This is a genomic window from Allolucifera butyrica (assembly GCF_900476375.1).
In the GTDB taxonomy this organism is placed as follows: Bacteria; Bacillota; Negativicutes; order Sporomusales; family UPPP01; genus Lucifera; species Lucifera butyrica.
In genome coordinates this window covers 187,562-209,412 of record NZ_UPPP01000116.1, presented here as the reverse complement: position 1 = coordinate 209,412, position 21,851 = coordinate 187,562, and the positions used below count along the sequence as shown (strand labels likewise).

25 protein-coding genes are annotated in these 21,851 nt (G+C 52.4%); 4 read left to right on the top strand and 21 right to left on the bottom strand.

The genetic code is table 11. The features are described 5' to 3' along the window. Nucleotides 1–18: 18 nt before the first annotated feature. From flgK to LUCIF_RS23330, 5 genes are all read right to left on the bottom strand, one after another. The gene (gene flgK / locus LUCIF_RS23350) at nucleotides 19–1,500 is read right to left on the bottom strand and encodes a flagellar hook-associated protein FlgK (RefSeq protein WP_122630220.1); all 1,482 of its coding nucleotides are present in this window, start codon (nucleotides 1,498–1,500) and stop codon (nucleotides 19–21) included. A 12-nt stretch (nucleotides 1,501–1,512) separates the two neighbouring features. After that, nucleotides 1,513–2,013: a flagellar export chaperone FlgN gene (flgN, locus tag LUCIF_RS23345; protein ID WP_122630219.1), complete on the bottom strand. Its 501-nt coding sequence runs from the start codon at nucleotides 2,011–2,013 to the stop codon at nucleotides 1,513–1,515. Between the two features lie 25 nt (nucleotides 2,014–2,038). Further along, nucleotides 2,039–2,563 carry a flagellar protein FlgN gene (locus tag LUCIF_RS23340; protein ID WP_122630218.1) on the bottom strand — a complete coding sequence of 175 codons (525 nt, stop codon included), beginning with the start codon at nucleotides 2,561–2,563 and terminating at the stop codon, nucleotides 2,039–2,041. Between the two features lie 12 nt (nucleotides 2,564–2,575). Beyond that, a complete protein-coding gene (flgM, locus tag LUCIF_RS23335) occupies nucleotides 2,576–2,842 on the bottom strand; it encodes a flagellar biosynthesis anti-sigma factor FlgM (RefSeq protein ID WP_207858369.1) in 267 nt (88 codons plus the stop codon). Nucleotides 2,843–3,027: 185 nt separating this feature from the next. Continuing rightward, nucleotides 3,028–3,432, bottom strand: coding sequence for a flagellar protein (locus LUCIF_RS23330; protein WP_122630216.1), 405 nt, complete (start codon nucleotides 3,430–3,432; stop codon nucleotides 3,028–3,030). Nucleotides 3,433–3,603: 171 nt separating this feature from the next. Between LUCIF_RS23330 and LUCIF_RS23325 the strand changes: the two genes are divergently transcribed. Beyond that, the gene (locus tag LUCIF_RS23325; protein ID WP_122630215.1) at nucleotides 3,604–4,206 is read left to right on the top strand and encodes an HD-GYP domain-containing protein; all 603 of its coding nucleotides are present in this window, start codon (nucleotides 3,604–3,606) and stop codon (nucleotides 4,204–4,206) included. 172 nt (nucleotides 4,207–4,378) lie between these two features. Here LUCIF_RS23325 and LUCIF_RS23320 read toward each other — a convergent pair whose 3' ends face one another. The 9 genes from LUCIF_RS23320 to LUCIF_RS26300 form a co-directional block, all read right to left on the bottom strand. Next, entirely contained in the window at nucleotides 4,379–5,044 is a 666-nt protein-coding gene (locus LUCIF_RS23320; RefSeq protein ID WP_122630214.1) for a ComF family protein, read from the bottom strand. Beyond that, complete coding sequence (recD2, locus tag LUCIF_RS23315; protein ID WP_122630213.1) at nucleotides 5,038–7,197, bottom strand: SF1B family DNA helicase RecD2; 2,160 nt, start codon at nucleotides 7,195–7,197, stop codon at nucleotides 5,038–5,040. Before recD2 ends, LUCIF_RS23320 begins: the two co-directional genes overlap by 7 nt. 434 nt (nucleotides 7,198–7,631) lie before the next feature. Next, nucleotides 7,632–7,844 carry a DUF2922 domain-containing protein gene (locus LUCIF_RS23310; protein ID WP_122630212.1) on the bottom strand — a complete coding sequence of 71 codons (213 nt, stop codon included), beginning with the start codon at nucleotides 7,842–7,844 and terminating at the stop codon, nucleotides 7,632–7,634. Between the two features lie 46 nt (nucleotides 7,845–7,890). Beyond that, entirely contained in the window at nucleotides 7,891–8,115 is a 225-nt protein-coding gene (locus LUCIF_RS23305; RefSeq protein WP_122630211.1) for a DUF1659 domain-containing protein, read from the bottom strand. 23 nt (nucleotides 8,116–8,138) lie between these two features. Next, the gene (locus LUCIF_RS23300; RefSeq protein ID WP_165866134.1) at nucleotides 8,139–8,702 is read right to left on the bottom strand and encodes an RNA polymerase sigma factor; all 564 of its coding nucleotides are present in this window, start codon (nucleotides 8,700–8,702) and stop codon (nucleotides 8,139–8,141) included. A 441-nt stretch (nucleotides 8,703–9,143) separates the two neighbouring features. Further along, nucleotides 9,144–11,027 (bottom strand): ABC-F family ATP-binding cassette domain-containing protein, encoded by a 1,884-nt coding sequence (locus LUCIF_RS23290; protein WP_122630208.1) that lies wholly within the window; start codon nucleotides 11,025–11,027, stop codon nucleotides 9,144–9,146. Between the two features lie 113 nt (nucleotides 11,028–11,140). Beyond that, on the bottom strand, nucleotides 11,141–11,977 hold the full coding sequence (locus LUCIF_RS23285) for a family 1 encapsulin nanocompartment shell protein (protein WP_122630207.1): 837 nt from the start codon (nucleotides 11,975–11,977) through the stop codon (nucleotides 11,141–11,143). A 16-nt stretch (nucleotides 11,978–11,993) separates the two neighbouring features. After that, a complete protein-coding gene (gene encB / locus LUCIF_RS23280; RefSeq protein WP_122630206.1) occupies nucleotides 11,994–12,335 on the bottom strand; it encodes a ferritin-like domain-containing protein in 342 nt (113 codons plus the stop codon). Between the two features lie 90 nt (nucleotides 12,336–12,425). Continuing rightward, nucleotides 12,426–12,581, bottom strand: a complete 156-nt coding sequence (locus tag LUCIF_RS26300) for a hypothetical protein (protein WP_165866133.1) — start codon at nucleotides 12,579–12,581, stop codon at nucleotides 12,426–12,428. Nucleotides 12,582–12,754: 173 nt separating this feature from the next. On the opposite strand from LUCIF_RS26300, the gene LUCIF_RS23275 reads away from it, so the two are divergent. Further along, the gene (locus LUCIF_RS23275; protein WP_122630205.1) at nucleotides 12,755–13,315 is read left to right on the top strand and encodes a hypothetical protein; all 561 of its coding nucleotides are present in this window, start codon (nucleotides 12,755–12,757) and stop codon (nucleotides 13,313–13,315) included. A gap of 7 nt (nucleotides 13,316–13,322) precedes the next feature. Here the strand turns inward: LUCIF_RS23275 and LUCIF_RS23270 are convergent, their stop codons facing one another. The 7 genes from LUCIF_RS23270 to LUCIF_RS23240 form a co-directional block, all read right to left on the bottom strand. Continuing rightward, nucleotides 13,323–13,769, bottom strand: coding sequence for a glycosyltransferase family 2 protein (locus LUCIF_RS23270; RefSeq protein WP_122630204.1), 447 nt, complete (start codon nucleotides 13,767–13,769; stop codon nucleotides 13,323–13,325). Between the two features lie 69 nt (nucleotides 13,770–13,838). Beyond that, complete coding sequence (locus LUCIF_RS23265) at nucleotides 13,839–14,513, bottom strand: response regulator (protein ID WP_122630203.1); 675 nt, start codon at nucleotides 14,511–14,513, stop codon at nucleotides 13,839–13,841. A 20-nt stretch (nucleotides 14,514–14,533) separates the two neighbouring features. Next, on the bottom strand, nucleotides 14,534–15,997 hold the full coding sequence (locus tag LUCIF_RS23260; RefSeq protein WP_122630202.1) for a secretin GspD/PilQ domain-containing protein: 1,464 nt from the start codon (nucleotides 15,995–15,997) through the stop codon (nucleotides 14,534–14,536). After that, complete coding sequence (locus tag LUCIF_RS23255; RefSeq protein WP_122630201.1) at nucleotides 15,994–16,488, bottom strand: hypothetical protein; 495 nt, start codon at nucleotides 16,486–16,488, stop codon at nucleotides 15,994–15,996. The genes LUCIF_RS23260 and LUCIF_RS23255 overlap by 4 nt, the downstream gene beginning before the upstream one ends. Before the next feature lie 91 nt (nucleotides 16,489–16,579). Beyond that, nucleotides 16,580–18,040 (bottom strand): phosphoglucose isomerase-related protein, encoded by a 1,461-nt coding sequence (locus LUCIF_RS23250; protein WP_122630200.1) that lies wholly within the window; start codon nucleotides 18,038–18,040, stop codon nucleotides 16,580–16,582. 18 nt (nucleotides 18,041–18,058) lie between these two features. After that, the gene (gene galU / locus LUCIF_RS23245; protein ID WP_122630199.1) at nucleotides 18,059–19,006 is read right to left on the bottom strand and encodes a UTP--glucose-1-phosphate uridylyltransferase GalU; all 948 of its coding nucleotides are present in this window, start codon (nucleotides 19,004–19,006) and stop codon (nucleotides 18,059–18,061) included. A 31-nt stretch (nucleotides 19,007–19,037) separates the two neighbouring features. Further along, the gene (locus tag LUCIF_RS23240; protein WP_207858362.1) at nucleotides 19,038–20,405 is read right to left on the bottom strand and encodes a phosphohexomutase domain-containing protein; all 1,368 of its coding nucleotides are present in this window, start codon (nucleotides 20,403–20,405) and stop codon (nucleotides 19,038–19,040) included. Nucleotides 20,406–20,730: 325 nt separating this feature from the next. Here LUCIF_RS23240 and LUCIF_RS23235 point away from each other — a divergent pair, with 325 nt between their 5' ends. Both LUCIF_RS23235 and LUCIF_RS26295 read left to right on the top strand, forming a co-directional pair. Next, complete coding sequence (locus tag LUCIF_RS23235) at nucleotides 20,731–21,639, top strand: diacylglycerol/lipid kinase family protein (RefSeq protein WP_122630197.1); 909 nt, start codon at nucleotides 20,731–20,733, stop codon at nucleotides 21,637–21,639. After that, nucleotides 21,636–21,800, top strand: a complete 165-nt coding sequence (locus LUCIF_RS26295) for a hypothetical protein (protein WP_165866132.1) — start codon at nucleotides 21,636–21,638, stop codon at nucleotides 21,798–21,800. The genes LUCIF_RS23235 and LUCIF_RS26295 overlap by 4 nt, the downstream gene beginning before the upstream one ends. Nucleotides 21,801–21,851 lie beyond the last annotated feature (51 nt).

The window sequence follows — 21,851 nt, the reverse complement described above, 5'->3', positions numbered from 1 at the left end:
TAGCCGCTCACACTCCTTTTATGATGCCTTAGTGCCATTGATCAAAGTGCTCAGCATACTGTCCAGCGTGGACATCACTTTGGCGCTTGCCGCATAAGCCTGCTGAAACTTGATCATATTCGTCATTTCTTCGTCTATGCTCACGCCGGAAACCGACTGCCGCTGATTGGAAATGGCATTAAACAGCGTCTGTTTGCTGCTGTTCATAGCCTGCGCATCCTGGGACTGCACGCCCAGGGCATTCACCACGGTATTATAATAACTGCTCAGACTGTTCGTACCCAACGCCGTCGAGGAAGTGGTGCTGTCGGTCAGAAGATTGCCCAGCTTTGTAGCATTGGTGCCGTCGGCAGTGCCGCCTGTGCTGGTGCCGCGCGCCGCAATCAGATTATAACCATTCGTCGCATAGAAATCCGAATTGACTGCCAGTACACTCAGCCAGCTTTTAGGCGGGGTTTGGGCGGTTGGGTCATTCGCTGAATTTGTATAATCAACACCGGTTGTGCCGAAAAAGTTTTCCCCCGCCGTACCATTATTATCATAGCCCGCCTTTTGCTGCGTATTAAAATTCTGCATTAAAAACTGAGCCATATTGTCAATATTTTTAAGATAGCTTGTTACCGTGGTATCGCGGGAATCAAAAAGGCTCTGCATCGTCCCGCCGGAAAACGTGACTGTCGCGCCGGTGCTGGCTACTGTCACATGATTGGTGTCATAACCGTACAGAGAATTCTCGCCGTCATCCACTGTCTGCAATTGATCGGCGTGATTGCCCTGAACTAAAGTCACGCCGGACATGGTAACCGTATAGGTCCCGTCGTCCTGTTCCGTCACCTGGGTATTCGCCAGCGCCGAAAGCTGGTCAACCAGATTGTCCCGCTGGTCACGCAGGGAATTGGCCGTTTGTCCCTGCGTTTCCTGCACCAGAATCTGCTGATTGAGATCGGCGATCTGCGTAGCGATACTATTGATGCTGTTGACCTCGGTGCTGATTTTGCTGCTTAGGTCATTGGCCGTGGTGACAAGGGACTGGGCGTCGGACTTCATATACGTCACCAGCGCCGCCGCCGTTTCCAGCACGTTGGTGCGGGTCGACGAGTCGCTGGAATTCGACGCCAGCGAGGTCAGGGCCGTAGCAAAATTGTTTATCGCATCGTTCAGCCCCACTGAACTGGTATCGGTAAATACATTTTCGATGCTGCTTAATGTATTGGAGCCATTTTCCCAATAATTTAAATCGCTGTTTTGCTGCCAATACTGTTTATTAATCAACATATCCGTCACGCGCTTAATAGACGCCGACGTGACGCCTGTCCCAACGTACTGCTGTGTTCCATTGGCATAAATCGTATCCGGACTCGTCGAAACCAGATTCACGACTTGCCGCGAATAACCGGTCGTGCTCGCATTGGATATATTGTTGCCCACCGTATCCAGCGAAAGCTGCTGGGTGATTAGGCCCGTATAGGCCGTATTAATTCCCCGAAAGGTTGAACTCATCGCGCAATCCTCCTAAATTCTTTTATCCACCAGTACCTGGCCCGTAACAGGGTGATTCAAAGCGCAGTCCCGCCGGTAACCGGGCGATGCTTTGACTTGCATGGCCACGTTCAATTCGTAATTAAAAAAATTCTGTACGTGGCTAATTACTTCGCTGTTTATCCGACTGAGCAGCCTAATCCGGGCCAGCATTTTTTTCAAGCCGCCGCCGACCGCTGCCGCCCGTTGTTTCATTGGCGCAGGCAAATCCCGCGTCAGTTCCGCCAGAGTTTGGCCGTAATCCGCCAGTTTGTCCTGAATGGACAGCCGTTTTTGCTCCAGTTCTTTAATTTGAGCGCTTAGCTGCCCTTCTTCCCGGACGGCAGCCGCCAATAAATCTGGCTTTCCCGCCGCCAGAACCGACTGTTTCTCCTCTTCCAGGGCTGCAATCCGCTGATAAATACCCAGCATGCTTTCTAAAACAGTCAGCATTTCCTCCGCCGGACCTTGCTCATAAATTTGTTCTTGTTCCATATTACTCGTTTAACCTCGCCAAATTTTATACTTTGCAATCAAATAAACGCTGTCCGGCCTGGATTGGCTGCGCCGGCGGCGCTTGCTGTCTTTGCGGTCCATAGGTGGAATCCGCTTTGCTGCCGGTTAAAACCCCAACCGTAAAGTTGGCAAACGTAAGCCCCTGCTTAACCAATTCATGATTCAGCTTATTTATTTTATCCAGCTTTAACGTAATGCCCGCAATCTCTTTATTGATAGCCAAAAAGCGCCCGGCTTCCTCTGTTTCCGCCATGGATGCCAATTTTTCCGGCGAAAAGCTCTGTTCTGGCGAACCAAAAGCGGCGTCAAGTTCTTTGGTTGCCGCCCGCCGTTTTTGTCCGGCCTGCTCAAACTCCCATAACAAATGTTCCTCTTGCCTGGTTATGGTTAGAAGCTCGTCAACATTTCCGTCAACTAATGTTTTTTGCTTGTCCTCGCTAACCGTTAATAGGGTTCGGCATATGTCCAGCATAGCGGTTAAGGCCGCTAGCAGATTCTCCCACAAGACATCCTTCGCTTGATTTTGCAAAAAGGCTACCTCCTAATCAGGCAACTGGTCGGCCATGAGCCGCCCAATCATTTTATTGGCAACGGCTCCGGAATCCACTTGATAACTCCCGCTTTGCAAACTCTGCGAAATTTCCTGCACTTTATCCTGCCGTACTTCCGGCATATTCTTCAGCTTTTCCAGCATAGGACCGAATTCCTGGGCCTTACTCGATAAAATCACTTCATCTTTCGGGGTCGCCGCAACGGATTTCCCGGAAGCACTTTTTGCCACCTTATTCTGCTCATTATATATTTTCATAATGTTTTGGATCTGGCTACCCGAGATAATCATATCCCGCACCTCGCATACTTACAAATTCTTATCATTATTATCGCCAAAAAAGACGGGGACATTAATCCCCGTCTGAGACAACTAAAGTCGATTATCGTCCGTTATCGCTGTTTATCCTTAGATTTTCGCTTCCTACACCTAGAACGAATAAGTTAATTCTTCCGGAACAAGTTCTTGGTATAAACGCTACCGGTATATTTTTTCACCGGCTCATTATCTGTTTTTTTCCAATCTTCCGTTTTTAACTGATCTAAAATATTCTTACTGCAGTTTTGGCATACCCGTCCCTCGGAAATCGGAGCGCCGCAGCTTTCGCAAGGATATTCTATCGCAAAATCGCTTACTACCCGGCCGCTCCGGATCATGCGCAATATGACCTTATGCTTGACCCCCGTGGCTTCGTGAATTTCATCAATGGATGCCTTGGTTTTTACCTCCCGCAAATACTCCCCTACCCTGGCCTCATCGCGCTCTTCCTGGGCGACACACTCCGGACAAAGACCAACCGGGTTATCAAGGAATAGTTTGCCGCACTGCGGACAATTTTTTAATCCCATACTAAACTGCCTCCTTTACTACTTCTATTTTATATTAAAATCGACAAAAAATCCTAGGTCTTTCGTCTCATTTCCCGGAAATATGTATTTTTTTCTCTTTATCCGGCAGGATTATAACGATTTATGGCTAAAAGTAGAATATACTTGATTTTTTAGGAAAGGCAGTTAATTGTGTATATGCTGACACTAATGCAAGCTCCTGACCTTTACACAAGTGATGCGGACAGCCTGACTCACATCATCGGCAGTCTGATGCAGCTCTTGGAGTTAAAGAATGAAAAAATCTATCTTCACAGCCATCAGGTGGCAAATTATGCCGTCAGCACAGCCGCAAAAATGCGTCTGCCACGCGATGAAATTGAGCGCATCCGGGCTGCGTCCATGCTTCACGACATTGGCCATCTGACCGTCCCCAATGCCGTCCTGGCTAAGATGCCTTATTTGTCCACGCGCGAAATGAGCGTGTTCAAAAACCATTGCAACGCAGGCAGTGCCATGCTGGAAAACATTCCTTCCTGCCAGGAACTGATTCCATATATCCGTTATCATCATGAACGGTTTGACGGCAAGGGCTACCCGAAACGCTTAAAAGGTGTGAACATCCCTCTGGGCGCTCGAATTATCGCCGTTGCCAATTATTATGACCGGTTTATCAATCCCTGCACGCAACATTGGGTCAAAACCAAAGAAGAAACGGTCCGCGAACTGCTTAACCACTCCGGCACCGCCTTCGATCCGGAAGTAGTCCGGGCGTTTATTGAATCACTGGGTTAGAAAAACCGCTAATGCGGTTTTTCGGCGCAGGGCTCCAGGCTCAGGGCGCGAGGGGAAATCCGCCTACTGACTCATAAAATTATAAACTCTTACGCTAATCTTACCGCGCCAAAAGGCGCGTTTTTTATTATTCTACTTTCATTCCCCGTTATTCGGAAGCCCCGCGCCCTCTTTACTGCCGTGCGCCGCTGGCCAGAGCAAGGCCGCTCACCCGGGCGGCACCCGCTTTTTTAAGCACCCGGGCGCATTCGTTCATCGTAACGCCGCCGGTAATAATATCGTCAACCAGCAAAATATGCCGTCCGGCGACTAACCCGGGCCGGATTACCGCAAAAGCGCCCTGCAAATTCTTTTTACGCTCTTTGAGCGGCAACTCCCACTGAGGAACGGTCTCCCGACTACGGACCAGGGCATCTCCCAGCCAGACCAGGTTATGCCGCTTGGCCCACGGCCGGAAAATCAACTCCGTCTGGTTATAACCCCGTTCCGCCAGCCGGGCGCTATGAAGCGGCACCGGCACAACGGCATCAACGCCAACCAGCCATTCCTGACGGAACCCTTCTTCCAGCAGCGCAACCAGGTAAGCCGCTGCCGCCGCCTTGCGCCGGAATTTCAAATCATGAATCAGCCGCTTTAATCCACCGGTGTATTCGCACACAGCCATGCAGCGCTCCAGAAAAGCCATATGGTGGCCGGCGACGCTCACTTCCCGCGGTACGAGCACCTGCCTTTTGCACACCGGGCACCAGGTTCCATGTGTGGCTACCCTTTTCTTACAAACGGGACATTTGGGAGGAAACAGCAAATCCAGCAGGGCCTGCCGCCAGTCTCTCAGCATAGCCCTTCGCCCCGCAGCCGCTCGGCAAGCAGTGAATAACGGCGCCGGGTCCGGTCATTGGACAGGGCCGTATTTAAAGCAGCCCTGGTTCCCAAAAGAACAACCATGACCTTGGCCCGGGTCACCGCCGTATATAACAAATTGCGCTGCAGCATAATGTGATGCCCCGGCACCAGCGGCATTACCACCACGGGATATTCGCTGCCCTGGCTTTTATGGACACTCATGGCATAGGCCAAATGCAGTTCATCCAGTTCCTTCCGCTCGTAACTCACTTCATTATCCGGAAACCGGACCGTTACCTGGCCGTCATCCACACCGGCGATAAAACCGATATCACCGTTGAAAACACCCTTATTATAATTGTTACGGACCTGCATCACCTTGTCCCCTTCCCTGAGGACCTGATTCACGCCTAAAATCGCCGGTTTTTCTTCTTCCGCCGGGTTTAGCGCCGCCTGCAGCAATTTATTCAGATTCTCCACCCCGCATTCCAGACGGTGCATGGGAGAAAGTACCTGTATATCCCGGAAACAGTCAAACCCTTGCCTGGTAAGTTCGTCCCGGCATAACGCAACAATCGCCTGCGACGCCTGTTCACTGCCGGCAATCTCCCGGAACTGAAAATCCGGGCTGGACTGACAATCCGGCGCTGCGCCCCGGTTAATCCGGTGGGCATTTAAAACGATCATACTTTCCCCGGCCTGCCGGAACACTTCAGTCAGACGCACCACGGGCACCGTCTCCGACCGGATAATATCCTTCAGGACCGAACCCGGACCGACCGCCGGCAGTTGATCCACGTCACCCACCAGCACTACCCGGCAGCCGTCGAGCACGGCCTGCAAAAAATAAGCCATGAGTGAAACATCCATCATGGACACCTCGTCCACAATGACCACATCCGCATCCAGGGGATTCTCTTCATCCCGCAGAAAGACCGGGACTCCCTCCACGCCGCCGGTCGATTCCAGCAGCCGGTGAACCGTTACGGCTTCCCGGCCTGTAGCTTCGCTCAGCCGTTTGGCCGCCCTGCCTGTAGGCGCCCCCAGCAGAATTTTAAATCCCTGCCCTTCCAGTACCTCTAAAATCCCCTTCACTGTCACCGTTTTTCCCGTGCCGGGACCGCCGGTCAAAACCAATACCCCGTGCGCCAGCGACCATTCCACGGCCTGACGCTGGGCCTCGGCCAGCCGGACGCCGGACTGCTCTTCCCAACGAGCCACAATTCCGTCAAAATCACCGCCGCCAACCTGCCTGGCATGGTCGCGTAACGCAATCAGCCTCTCCGCCACCCGTTTTTCCGCGTAGTACAAATAACGGGGATAGATTAATGTCATGCCATGCAGGTCTTCTACAAATAACTGGCCCTGTTTCAGCATCAGCGTAAGCTGTTCGGCCACTTCCGCCCGGTCCACGGACAAAAGTTTGGCCGTCTCTGCCACCAGCATGTCTTCCGGAACACAAGAATGGCCGGCTTGCGCCGTCTGCAGCAAGGCATACTGAATTCCCGCGGCCAGCCGTCCCGGATGATTCCGGTCCAACCCCAGGGAAGTGGCAATCTGGTCGGCCGTCCGGAACCCGATGCCGGCAACCTCTTCCGCCAGCCGGTACGGATTCTCCTGCAGCACATCAATCGCAAAGGAACCATAATTAGCATAAATCTTGGCCGCATAAGCGCCGGTCACGCCATGCAGTTCTAAGAACAGCATAACTTCCCGCATTTCCGCCTGGGCCGCATAAGATTCGCGGATCATAGCCGCTTTTTTAGTCCCGATTCCCTCCACTTCGACCAGACGATGAGGTGCCTGCTCCAGTACTTCCAGCGCTTGCAAGCCGAAATGCTTGACTAGGCGGGCCGCCGTGGAAGGCCCGATTCCCCGGATCACACCGGAAGCCAAAAACCGTTCAATGCCTTTCAAGGTGGACGGCGCGACCCGTTTGCAGGATACCATCTTGAACTGGCGGCCAAACCGGGCATGTTCCACCCATTCGCCGGCCAGTTCCAACTGTTCTCCCACCAGCGGAGCGCCGGTATGGCCAACAACGGCCACCGTTCCCCTGCCACCGGCGGGCTGCAGTTTAAATACAACGAACCCGCCGTCCGCACTCTGATATGTAATATTCTCCACAACGCCTTCTAACTGCTCCACCTGCATAACTCCCAGTAAATTTATATTTTGTTTCAATTCGAAAAAAAATTGGGAAATCCTTTATTATTTTTTTCTATCAGGCAGGAATCCGGAATCGAGCGTAGTATAAGTTACAATAATTTACAAATATATACACGGGGGGTTGAAAGTGAAAGAATACATGTACACGTATCATTATTTCCGGAATCGGACTATAATGCGGCCGGAAAAAACGTCCAATTATATTTTCAACACCGTAATCGTCTGCGGTTTTCTTTATCTTGCCTTGACAGTAATGTATACCTTAAACTCTTAACAGACCTAGCTACATATTAGAGCGGCACTGAAAGATAAGTTCAGTGCCGCTTTTTAATGCCTACAGCCTGGTGGCAATTGAACAAAGCCCGTTGACGCTTGGCGTCAACGGGCTTTGTCCTTACCGTTCCTTCCGTCCCTTAGACCAGGGCAATGACATCGCGGGTGCGTATCCGGGCATCTACGGCTTCTTTTAAGTCACCGCCGGTAGTAAGAAAAATATTTTTACCCACTATGTCATTCATGACCGCCTGCACTTCGGCCAGCGTTAGGTTTTCCCTGGGCTCAGCCACACTTAGGGTCACTTGTTTGCCCTCACTGTTGCGAAAAACCATTTCCAGTGTTTTCGTCATGTAGCCCCCTCCTTTCTAATTGAATTTGTTTACCGCTTACCTCCGGTTACTGATTTACGAGATTGTCCTCGTCCAGCCTGGTGATGGCTGCCACCGGATAGCTTTGAAGATTTCCCAGCCCCTGGCCGACAGCATATACATCACTGTCCGCCGCCGTTGTCTTGACTCCCTGATAGGAGCGGGTCTTATACGCCGGCTTGCCGGCGCTGTTGGTTCCGGTCTGAACCTTGACCACCAGTTTGGTGCTTTGCGGCATATTGGCTACTGCCATAGGTCTCACCCCCTTTCACCCTCTTACATTCCGGCGCAAAGAACTTTTAAACGCGCCAACCCCCGTTTTTTTAAATTATGGGCGGCTTGAACACTCATTCCCATTCCTGCTGCCGCCTCGGAGAGTTTCGCCTCCCCGAGAACCGTCTTTTCAATCACTTCACGCTGCCGCTCCGGCAACTGCAGCAGGATCTCCCTGACGGCGGCGCCCCGCAGCCGTATTTCCACCTCCATGGCAAGATCTCCCGGCGCCGCCAAAATGGCGAATACACCGCCTTCCCCGTCCGCGTCGCCATCCGCCGGCAAAGGGGATTCCACTTTCCAGCGGCGCCGCTCTCTCTTAAACAAATTCCAAAGCGCATAGCGCACCCGGCTTGCTGCGAAACCGGCGAACGGCACACCGGCGGCGTCATCATACTCCCGGACCGCCAACACCACGGCCAGCCTCCCTTCTGCCAGGGCATCCTCGGCGACCGGCCATAAATGAGCCTGCCGGGCATATTTTCGCACCAGCCTTTCAAAGCGGGCGCAGACAGAGTCCAAAGCTTCCCGGTCTCCCTGTCCGGCCCGGATTACCAATTCTTCCAATTGCATACTCCTCACCTGCAGTGAGGAACCGGTTCCTCCGATTTAGCGCCGCTTTTACCGTAACACGGCCGCTTTCAGGCCGCAAAAGCGGACCGGCAGCCAAACGTATGCTAACTGAAAAGAATAACCGCCAATGCGGTTATTCGGCTCATGGCGCAGAGCGCAGGGCGCGGGAAAACCCGCTTAAAAATTATTTTGGGCGACCGCACTAGTGACAGGATCGTCTTCTCATAAGCGGAAGTTAACTTTACTGAACCCATGAAAAAAGCCGGTATTGATTACGCCTTAGCGCCAAATCAATACCGGCTTTTTTCAATTCATTTCGGGGTTTCGCACTCTTGAGCCTCGCAACAAAAATCGCAGCAGCGATTTTTCTCGTTCTCCCTCCCTGAGCCCTGCGCCCCGCGCTTTGAGCCGAAAATCGCAGCAGCGATTTTCTCTTTACTGCCGTTCCAGCCACTCGTTATATTTTTCCTCCAAATCAGCCTGCTGGCGGGCATATTCCGCCGCCAGTTCCCGGCTGGTCTCCGGATCGGCATGAGTGGCCGGCTCGTTTAAAAGGGCCTCCAGGCCGGCAATGGATGTTTCTAACGCCGCAATTTCCTCTTCCAGCTTTTTTAACTGCCGGCTTTCGTCCTGCTGGCGCTGACGCGGCCGGTAAGTTTTGGCCGTTGTCCGGACATCGGCCTCTTGCTTAGCCGCTGCGGCCGCGGCCGTCTCCTTTTCCTCTGCGGCCTTTTTCTCCCGGTAATAGCTGTAGTTACCACTGTATTCCTGCAAAGAACCCTGGGCCAGTTCGACGACCTGGTTGGCTACCCTGTCCAAAAAATAACGGTCATGAGATACCGTCAGAAACGTACCGGGAAAACTCATTAACGCTTCTTCCACGGCTTCCTTGGCCGGAATGTCCAGGTGATTCGTCGGCTCGTCCAGCACCAGAAAATTGGCGCCGCTCAGCATCAGCTTCAGCATAGCCAGACGGGCCTTCTCACCGCCGCTTAAATCGCCGACAAGTTTAAACACGTCGTCGCCTCGGAATAAAAAGGCTCCCAGGTAATGCCGGCTGCGTTCCTCGCTCAGCCCGAAATCCTGCATAATTTCATCCAGCACCCGGCTGGCGGCAGAAAGAGTTTCATGTTCCTGGGCAAAATAGCCGACCCGTACCCGGCTGCCCAGTTTAACGCCGCCCCCTGCCGGCGCCAGCTCACCCGTCAGGGTTTTCAGCAAAGTGGTTTTGCCGGCCCCGTTGGGCCCAACTAAAGCCACGCCGTCACCCCGGCGGATGAGCAGCGAAACTTGATTCAGTACCACCCGCTCACCATAAGCCGCCGTCACTTCCTGCAGTTCGGCAACCCTTTCGGCACAGTCCCCCAGGGGATTAAATGCAAAATAATTAAACCGGGCCTGCTCGCCCGGAATCACAATCCGTTCCATGCGGCTCAACTGTTTCTCCCGGCCCCGGGCCTGTTTCGACTTTATGCCGGCCCGGTAGCGGTCAATATAAGCCTCGGTCTTGGCGATGAAAGCCTGCTGCTTTTCATAGGCATTTTCCAATGCCGCCATCCGCTCCGCCTTCTGTCTGAGGTAGCCGGTATAATCCGTATCATAGACGCTGAGTCTCTTATTTTCCAATTCCAGAATATGTCCTACCACCCGGTCCAGGAAATAGCGGTCATGGGATACAATCAGCACCCCCCCCGGATAGGACGCCAAAAACTCCTCCAGCCATTCCACCATCTGGATGTCCAAATGATTGGTCGGCTCATCCAGAAATAAAAAATCCGGCTGCCTAAGCAGTGCCTTGGCCAGGCCGATACGGGTTTTCTGCCCGCCCGAAAATGCAGCCGGACTGCGGCCGAAATCTTCCGTAGTAAAACCCAGACCATAGGCCACGCGGCGGATCGTATTTTCCACCTCATAACCGCCGGCCTGCTCGAAGAGTTCCACAATCCTGGCATACTCTTTCATCAGCAGCGCAAGCCGGCTCTCCTCCTTTTCGCCGGCGATAGCCTGCTCCAATCGCCGCATATCCTTCTGCCAGGCCAGCACATCCTGATAGGCTTCACACAATTCGTCATACAGCGTCGCTTTATCGAGCCCTGCGTCCTGTTCTACATACCCGATCCGGTCGCCCGGCGCCAAACCAATCTGACCGGAATCGTACCGCTCCAATCCCAGCAAACAGCGAAGCAACGTAGTTTTTCCCGTACCGTTGGCCCCAATCAGACCGATCTTATCGCCCCGCCGGATTTCGAAACCGATATGGCTAAACAACTCGTCCACACCAAAACTCTTGGACAAGCCCATCACTTTAAAAACGCCCATGCTTCACCTCAAAAATATATGCTCTAAAAAAAAAGAAACTGTCTACCAAGATTATAGCACAAATCGCGCCATTGGTCCTGGCCGGCAGTTCCTATTTTCTCTACAGCTGAGCGCTACTCGACGGTGCAGATGGCATTGGGACGGCGGATTAGCAAGGCGGCTGTCTCCAGCACCCGGAACAGGTGATTCATGTTGACCGGTCCCATATAAGCCGTGGTCAGGTCCTGACCGACCGCCAGATTGATATTTTGTGAACCCGTCGCCAGAACGACGGCTTTTTCGCCGCGAATCACGTTGGAATAAAAAACGCCGCCCGTTATTAATGCCTTTACCTGATCCAGTTCCAGCATACCCGTGTTGCCAAACACGCGCACCATACGGCCGAACAGCACGGGGCTGACCACCATGGCATAGGGTCCGTAATGTCCGGCCTCGCTTAAAGCGCCGACGGCCTTTACCACGTCATTCAATGCAGTGCCGGGTTCCGACCAGTCGCTGATTTTTAAGGTTAAACGGCCTTGTGCAGTAAATAAACCCTGGTGCCCTAAATCGGCATTGCCGTTAAAAATCAGATTGTCCTCCTGCACCGCCACAAAGTTGGCGGCTACTGCCGCCGTACTCACATCCAGCGGCAGACCCAGATGACGGTCTGCTTCCACATCCCGCCACATAATTTTAAAATCTTTATACAGCATCGGTAAATTAATGGTAGCCCGGGAAGAGGCTTCCACAACGTATTCATCCGTTTCGCCCAGCATATCAATGCCGGTGGCGTTCTTGGCGCTGAAAACCGAATACGGCATGCTGTACACACCGGAACCAAGCGGTCCCAACACTTCCACAATCCGTCGCCCGACCAGGATCTGACGGGCGGTATCTACAATTGCGCCATCAACCCGGCTCCACTCTTCCGCAGTTAACGGCGCCGCATTCCGGTCTAAATAATCCATAAAAAATCCCTCCCCATTATTTTTTGCCAAACAAGTTCCCCACCGTTGTGGCCGTGGAATCATCCACTGGCTGAACAACCCGTTCCTCGGGTGCTACGGTATGGTCTTCCATAAATTTTTCTCTCTGAATGGCGTCGATCCGGGCCAGAGCATGCGTAATTTCAGCTACGTGCTCTTTTTCCTCATCCCGGATGTGCGACAGCAGGGTTTTAATTTCTTCGTTATCAATATTGTCAATATGCAGTTGATATTGATTAATTGCTTCAAATTCTCCGATTAAGTCTTCCCGCAGCCAAATGATTAATTGCTCCATAGGGGTAGCTTGTATACTTCCTGCCTGTGATTTACCATAAGTCATGGCAGTTCCTCCTTCTTTCGACAATCTTCTTTATCGCTAAATCCAATCGTCGAATCATATTTATTATATCATAATCATTCGCCGTGAGGTTTATTTTTCCTGCTCATTTTTTTCCAACCGACAAGAAATTTCATCACAAATCATGGCACAATAGGGGCAGCAGACACTGGGGCTTCCCTGGCCATTAAAAATACCGCCGCAGCGGCTGCATTGATACTCGGGAGTTGTCAGGCCGTCTTCCAACATATTGATTCGCCTCCTGTCATCCGTTATGCAGTATATGACAGATGGCACAAAATTATGCAATTGCCCCGGTTGTCGAGATATGTCTAGCATCGCGGCTTGCCATAATATGGTATTTCTGCTACGATAGACACGGAAAGAACGTACGTTCTCACATCTTGAAAGGAGTTGTGATTATGTCTGAAAGACTTCCCCTGCCGGAAAAAATCGCCGCTTTGTTGCCGACTTATACAGCCGGCGGCGACTCCACCTCTCTTATAACCACCGAAGGCGCTACGGCACTGGTTTCCTGCCGGATTCGCAGCCTGCTGCTCCGTCTGGCCCGCTCGCAGGCCAAGGACTTAACGGCCCTGAAACGCCAGGTTGCCTGCAATACCCGCCAGAACATCCTCCAGCCCCTTCCCTTGTCGGCCGGCCTGGTCCTGTTTCCGGTCAAAACTCGCCGGCCCCGCGTGCCAGGCGATCCAACTACCGGCTATATTAATTTATATGCCGTTGCGGGTCTGCACAAACACACCGGATCTGTCTGCCATACCGTGATCACGCTGTCCAGCGGTATGGAGATACCGACCCTATGGTCCCCCGCCACCGTAAACAGGCATCTCTTATGTGCCCGTCTGGCGGTGGCCGGACCACCCCGCCCCGCCGGCAGCCGGGGTGAACTCGGCGTCACTTTGAATAAGCTGACGGAAGTCATCTATGAGATCCTGGCCTGGAAACAAAATCAACACGAATAATGCTGCGTCAATATTGACGCAGCAAGGAATTGGCCGCCGCCGTAAACTCTTCACTTTTTAAACGGTTCACCAAATCAAAAACATGCACCACCGAACCGCGGCACAACGGCAGCGCGTCGGCGACCGGTTTGGCTGCCTCAGGCAAATAATACACCGTAATCTGGGGAAACTCCCCGGCCAGCCGGTCCAAAAGCAGCGGCGTCAAATCGGTTGACCCCCGGTCAACAATAACAATATCGGCGGTAATATCACGATACTCGATATCCGCCATTAACGTGCGCAAAATCGATTCAATATGATTCTCCAGATTATGGATGACCAGCAGGAAACTAATACTCCATCCGGATGATGAACGGGGGGAAACAGACCATTGCCAAAACTCGCGGCCTAAACACCACAGGCCATACATAGCCAAAGACAAAAGAACAATACTGACTGCATACGAAAAAAACAAACTATCCTACCCCCTTCAAAATGGGATAGGATAGTATATGCACCGGAATGAGGAAGGGTGAATCGCGCCCTATTCCAGCATTACAATTTTATGTTTAATCGCATACAGCACCGCCTGCGTACGGTCACTAACGTTAATCTTACGGAATATATTCGTCAGATGATTCTTAACCGTTTTTTCGCTCAGGAAAAGCAGCTGGGCAATCTCCAGGTTACTCAATCCCTGCCCGGTCAACTTCAATACTTCAATTTCCCGGTGTGTCAGTTGTTCCTCTTTGCGCCGCGATAACGGTTCCGCCGTTTCCTGTCTTGATTCCCCTTCCCGGCGGCTTAAGACGCCAAACAGCTTTTTCGCTAACGTAGGATAAATGAAGGATTCTCCTGCTGAAACCGTGCGAATGGCCTTGACCAGCATGCCCGGCTCGATGTCTTTCAGTAAGTAGCCGGCCGCACCGGCCTTGACCACCTCCAGCACATAATTTTCGTCATCATGGATGGTCAGCGCAATAATCTTGCTATAACTGCCGGCCCGGTTGACCTCTTTGATCACGGCAAGGCCGTTCTTGCGCGGCATGTTGATATCCAGAAGCACAACATCAGGCTTGAGTTCAAACGTTTTTTGCACCGCCTCGTCCCCGTCTCCGGCTTCGCCGACCACCGACAAATCTGGTTCCAATCCAAGTACGTTTTTTATTCCTTGTCGCAATATGGCATGATCATCAGCAATTAAAATGGAAATTGGCACCAGCTCTTCCCCCTTTAGTCCTATTTTACGATATGAGCTGTTAAAAAGATAACAACTTCCTTGTCTTCTTTACTGTTAGATACGCTCTGAAACAGTTTTCCCAGGATTGGCAAATCGCCCAGAAAAGGTACCTTACTAAAGTTTTTACTTGTCTCGGAATCAATCAAGCCGCCGATCACCAGTGTTTGCCCATCCTTCATCCGCACTTCGGTTTCCGCTTCCCGCTTGGTAATCTGATAAACCGGTACGGTTGACCCGGAAATACTAAGTTGAACGGGGGTGCTAACCTCCGTATGCACATCAGCGGTAATTTCTCCAGCGGCATTGATATGTGGCGTAAAATGAAGAATAATGCCGGCATCCATATACTGATAAGAAGTTTGCGTTTCATTGTTGGATGTGGTCGTTGTGGGCACCGGAATGCTGTCGCCAATCAATATGTAAGCTTCTTTGCCATTGATTGTTGTTACTTTCGGGCGGGCCAGTATCTCAGCCTTTCCCTGGGTGACGAGAGCGCTTACTTTCGCCTGGTAATAAAACTCATAGGGATGCCCGTCTGTACCGCCGAACTTAATAATCCCGCCCGTTGTGCCGCTGTCACTGAAGGTCGGACGGTTAATTTGCAAATTACTGCTGGAACTGCTGCTTGAGCTTGAGCTCGAACTCGAACTGGAGGTATTACTGCTATAAGGATATACCGGCGCATTGGACCATTCCCAGGCAACTCCCAGATCCTTGGTATCGGTTTTATCGATGGATACGACCTGCGCTTCCAGGGAAACTTGCTGATAGGGGACGTCAAGTTTCGCTAAAGCCTGCCTGATTTGTTGCGCTTCGGACGGCGTGCCGTAAAAAATAAGCGAATTGGTCGCTTCGTCAATCCGGAAACGCCCGGATACCTGATTCTGCTGGTGTGCCTTATTGGCAGCCATGGCCCCCAGTTCGGCCCCCAAAGAAGAACCGGAGATGGCGGTGGCGCTGGAAGTAGACGTCGAAGAACTGTTCTGGGTACTTGCCGATACTGTTGTTGCCTGAGCTGTACCCATTTGAGCCCCTTGGCTGTTTGTTCCTTGTTTATCATCATTAAAAAGAATATTTAGCATGCCGGCCACATCTTCGGCATTGGCGTACTGCAGTTTGAAAATATGGACTGTTCCGAAGCTCCGTCCTATGTCGTCCTGCTTTCCAACCACGATTACGTCACCGATCCTCTGATAACTTAAGTTCTTGGCTTTCGTAATAATGTCAAGAGCCGTGTCAAAAGGAACATCCCGTAATTCAATCGTAACCCGGCCGGTCACCGAATCATCGGTCACGATATTAACACCGGCAATTCTTGCCAAAGTATGCAGCACCGGTCCGACTTCCTCATTCACTACGTTCAGACTGACTGCCGGCGTTCCCGCCCAGGCGAAAGAGGATAATAAAAATAAGGCCAAACAAATCAATAAAATATACCGGCTAACGAAACGCAACCAATTCACCTTCCTATCTCCAGGACCATCTCGCCCTGTGGTCCCTGCAGGGTCACCGAATCCTGACCAATCGCCGTCACTTGGTAAGCTCCCACCGAATCTCCCGGCATGTAAGACCGGGTTACTTTGCCGGCCTCGATGATGGCTGCCCGGTTCTCTCCCGCTGCGGCAATACCGGTTAATTTCAAGACAGGCAGTTTTTCATTGCCCGGCTTTTCCGGAAGGTCCGGCATCGTTCCCGCCGGTGCGGCCACAGCCGGCGGTTCTTCTTTCACAGCATATTCCGGCGGCACGGCAAACGGGTCCCGCAATGGCTCCGCTGCCGCCTGATACCCCTGGGGCATCACGGGCCGGCCGGAAAGAGGCTGCCCTGCTTTGGCGACCGGTGACGGCACAGATCCAGCCGGTCCTGCCGGCGGCGCCTCACTGGCGGGGTAGAAGTAAACTGCACCAATTAAGAGCAGTCCGCCGGCAATCATCCAACCCAAGCGTCGATTCATTTTCTCATCCACCTATAGAAACATAAATTACTACATTCTTCTACAAAACAAAAAATAATCCTGTCAATACTTGACAGGATTATTATGGAATTTATTTCTTTCGTGCTTTTAATTTGGGTCCCAAAATCCGTTTATAGGCTTCTACGCCTGGCTGGTCAAAAGCATCCACGTTGGCCAGTTCACCTTCATAGGCCACGGAAAGGGCCAGCATATACAAAAGTTCGCCTAAATGATAGGCCGTAACCGACGGCAGGACAAAAGTAGCGTTGAACCGCCCGTCATGAATGAGAGCTTCGGCATTCGCCTCCCTTGCCGCATCCAGGGCCTGGCTGAGATGCAGGGAAGAAATTTCCGCCAGTTTGGCCGCCGACGGAAACACATTCGGAATCACCGGGTCATTTTCCCAATCCTGAACTTTGACAAACTGCACCACTTTATCCTTTTTCCCGTCCTGGTGCTGCTGCGTCTGGGCGTGCATGTCCGTAGTCCCTACGGCAACAATAGGCGTCCGGCCATAGAACACGACATTTTCTTCCCGGTCGGTGCGTTTTCCCAGTGATTCGGCCAGTAATTGGACATACCATTCGGCCACCGATTTTAAATAATCACCGTAAGGCATGAAGACTTCAATATCCCGCCCGTAGGTTTCGGCGGCCACATATTTCAGTACGGCGTTTAACATGGCCGGATTCTGCCAGATATCGCCGGTCCGGCAAACCTCATCCATGGCCCGGGCGCCGGCCAAAAAGGCTTCAATATCCATGCCGATGCAAGCGGCCGTTACCAGACCTACTTCGGAAAAAATACTGAAACGGCCGCCCACGCCGTCGGGAACACGAAAGGTAGGCCAGCCTTGCTCTGTCGCCAGCTTCTTCAACAGAGTGGCTTTCTCGCCCGTGGCCGGATCGGTTACGGCAACCACTTCCACTTCCAGACCGGGCTGCTTTTTCAGCTTATCGTAAGCCACCATAAACGTAGACATCGTATCCAGGGTCGAACCGGATTTGGAAATTACAATCAAAGTTACCCGGTACGGCTTGCCCTGCTCATGCCTGGCTTTTACCCCGGCCTCCTTTATCAGGAGGTCAATCAATTCGGTCGTCCGGCGGGCATCAATATTCTGCCCGCTGAAAAACAGTTTCGGATAGCCGTCCCGCGCCTCCCGGGACTTATAATTCCAGAAATCGCCGCTGTGAACGTCGAACAATACTTTATTGCCCAGGAAGGAACCGCCGATACCGAAGGATACCACGGCATCCACCCGGTTGCGCAGCGACTGGCCAAATTCCTGCAATTTCCGAATGGAAACCGGGGAATTCAGATGTCCTTCTTCTATATAAGGCAATTGGCTAAACAACACTTTTTCCGGCTCACCGTCCTTGGACAGATGCCCCCGCACTTCCCCCGTCGCCCGCATATGCTCCACGGCCCGGTGGGCGGCGGCAATCCGGCCGGCCAGAGCCGCCACATCCCCGGTGGTTACCTTGCCGTCCCCCAGCAAATTTTCATAATCAAACGTAAAGCCTGATGCTAATACCAAGGTCTTATTCATCCATATCGACTCCTCTGTCTATTTCTTATTTCCTTTTACTTCCCCGTCTTCCTTGCCGGAAAGACAGGCGCCGGCTTCTTCATCCTTTACCAAGGGTCCGATGGTCCGAATGAGGTAGGACAGAAACCGGTCCCGCAAGTCGGGCCGCTTCAGGGCAAATTCCACGGTTGCTTCCAAATAGCCTTGCTTATCGCCCACATCATAGCGGCGCCCTTCGAAGTGATACGCATATACCGCCTTTTGAGCCGCCAAACGGCGCAATGCGTCCGTCAGCTGGATTTCACCGCCTTTTCCCGGTTCGGTGGTTTCCAACAGCGCAAAGATTTCCGGCTCTATAATATAACGGCCCAATACGGCCAACCGGGACGGCGCTGCCTCGACAGCCGGTTTTTCCACCAAATCCGCCGCCTGCCACAACCGTTCCTTCAGCGGAATCGGCGTAATGACTCCATAGCTGGAAACCTTGGCGCGCGGCACTTCCTGTACCCCCAGAATGGTCCCCGGCATATCTTCATACACACCAATCAGCTGTTTCAGGCACGGCACCGGCGCATCGATAATATCGTCGCCCAGCAGAACGGCGAAAGGTTCGTTGCCGACAAACTGTTTGGCGCACAGCACGGCATGCCCCAGCCCTTTGGCTTCTTTCTGCCGCACATAATGGATCGTAATATCGGAAATCTCTTCCACCATGGCCAAAAGGTCATACTTGCCCTGCTGCTTCAACAGCAGCTCCAGTTCCACCGACCGGTCGAAATGATCTTCAATGGCCCGCTTATTGCGTCCGGTGATAATCAAAATTTCTTCAATCCCGGCCTGAATGGCTTCTTCAATAATATACTGGATGGCGGGTTTGTCCACCACCGGCATCATTTCCTTGGGCTGAGCCTTAGTCGCCGGCAGGAACCGGGTCCCCAGACCCGCCGCCGGAATAACCGCTTTGCGAATTTTCTTCTTGCCGGTCATACCCATTCCTCCTTCTATCTTCTATAAATACTCACTCACCACGGATGACCCGCAGTAGTTCGGCGGTTTTTTCCCGTAACAGCCGTTCATCGCAGCGGGTTTCCACATTTAAGCGCAGTACCGGCTCGGTATTGGACATCCGCACATTGAAGCGCCAGTCGGCATATTCGATGCCCAGACCGTCGGTCCGGTCAATCAACGCCTGGCTAGTCAGGTAACGCTGCTCAATCTTCTCAATGACCTGCTGCGGGTCTTGTACCGTACTGTTGATCTCACCGCTGACAGGGAAACAGCCCTGGCGTTCCCTGAGAGCCGCCGACAAGGTCTTCCCTTCCCGGCAAAGAATGTCGACAATCAGCAGCCAGGGAATCATGCCGCTGTCACAATAGGAGAATTCTTTAAAAAAATGATGGGCCGACATTTCACCGCCATACACGGCATCCATGCGGCGCATGGTTTCTTTCATAAATGCATGCCCGCCCTTGGACTGAACCGGAATTCCGCCGGCCTGCCGCGTCATCTCGATGGTATTCCAGATCAAACGGGGATCATGCACAATCTTAGCGCCGGGGTACCGGCGCAAAAAGGCTTGCGCCAAAAAACCAACCAGATAATACCCTTCCACAAATTCACCCTGTTCGTCAAATAAAAAACAGCGGTCAAAGTCGCCGTCCCAGGCAATTCCCAAATCCGCTCCCGCCTCACGGACCACTCTGGCCGTAGCCTCCCGGTTCTCCGGCAACATCGGATTCGGCACGCCGTTGGGAAATGTCCCGTCGGGCTTAAAATTCAGCTTGATTAGTTCGAAAGGCAAATGAGGCGCCAGAGCCTCAAGGACCGGACCGGCACAACCGTTGCCGGCATCGGCTACAATTTTAAGCGGCTTGGTCACTTCCTTTTCCCGGTACGTTAACAAATGCTGTACATAATCAGGCATACTATTGAATTGTATCACCGTGCCGGTTGACGGGGCCGGTTCAAAACTGCCGGTGAAAACTTTCTCTTCAATCACTTTAAGACCGGTGTCACTGCTAATAGGGCGTCCGCCTTCCCGGACCAGCTTCATACCGTTGTATTCCCGGGGATTATGGCTGGCCGTTACCATGACCCCGCCGTCGGTCTTTAAATGAAACGTTGTAAAATACACTTGTTCCGTTCCGCAGAGACCAATATCAATCACGTCGCAGCCCGCTTCGGTGATTCCCCGGATCACAGCCGCCGACAAAGACTCGCTTGATAAACGTATATCATGCCCGACCACCACTTTCTTGGCGGACAGCATTTCAACAAAAGCCCGACCGACCCGGTAGGCCAGTTCTTCATTCAGTTCCTCCGGCACCCTGCCGCGAATGTCGTAGGCTTTAAATGCACCCGGCGCTACCTTGAGTGTTCCGGCCATACTCATCCTCCTAACAATGGATTACAACATTTTCATTTTACAGTATTTCGTGAAACCGGTTCAATACTCCTGCCAATATCAGGCAGAAAAAAGCCTATACCGAAGCGCCCCCGGGCAGCGATTTGCCTATGTAAAATATTTCCTTTATAATGGATTGTGAACCAACGTCTCCTAAAGAGCCTGCTTAAAAAGATGCAGATACTAGGCGCGGCGAGCATTCGAACGAGGCGCACTCAGACGTACGTTGAGTGAGAACGCACAGCCGCAACAACGTAGGTGCGCTTTTTAAGCAGGCTCCCAAAGGGAAGAAACATGAGGCGATTCCATGACCACACCCAACCGGAAAAAGATCTGGGCCATTTGTAATCCAATGGCCGGTCAAAACACCCAAGACCGGATTACTCATATGATTGAACTGCTTAAAGACCAGGATCTTGCGCCACAGGTTCAATTCACGGCCTATCCGGGTCATGCGGAGCAGTTGGCCAGGGAAGCCTGTCAAAATAACGTCGCACTAATCATTATATGCGGCGGCGATGGCACGCTCAACGAAATTGCCAACGGAATCCTTGCCGGCCAAAAGCAGGCCGGTTCCCTTCCCGCACTGGCCGTCTATCCTACCGGCACGGCCAACGTTGTGGCCAAAGAACTCGGCGTTCCTTTGGACCCCGTGGCTTTTGCCGCGCTGTTAAGGCAAAACCGGCAAATCACGGTCTGGCCGGCTGAAATTAACGACCGTTATTTCATCGCCATGGCCGGCGCCGGTGTCGATGCCCAGGTGGTCGGCCAAATCACTCCGCAGGAAAAGAAGAAACTGTCCGTGTTCACTTATATCCTTCAAACCCTAACCCTCCTGCGCCAGCCCTGGGAACATGTCTATTCCGTCCGGATTGACGGCCGGATTTACCGGGCTGCGTCGGTCATCGTCACCAATTCCCGCTATTATGCCGGCAAATTTGAACTGACACCGCTCTCCCGGCTTACGGAACCCCGGCTTTATACCTGCCTGATCACGCAGGGAACCCGGGCGCATCTCCTGCGAGTTATCTTCGGTTTGCTGGCCGGCCGCTTTCACCGACAGCCTTTCGTCCGGATCATCCCCGGCCAGTCAGTTACCATTGAAGGACTTACCACCGGCCCGGTGCAGGTCGACGGGGATATCCGGACCAAACTGCCGGTCACCATCCGGGTTGGCCAAAAGCCGCTGCAATTCATAGCAGGGCAGACGCAGTGACGGTTATTGTAAATACATCCCTGCTTTTTGTTTTCATTTGCTTCTTCCGTGACAAACATTGTCATGGCTGTTCTTCCGTCTTTGAAGAACAACTCTTATGTATTGCTTCCTTATATCGCCTGCGTGGCGGGTTTATCCGTATTCCTCATTTACCGGAATAAGCTGCTTATAAAACGGGAGTAGCCTAGCATGAGACTGGATACGGTGCTGCG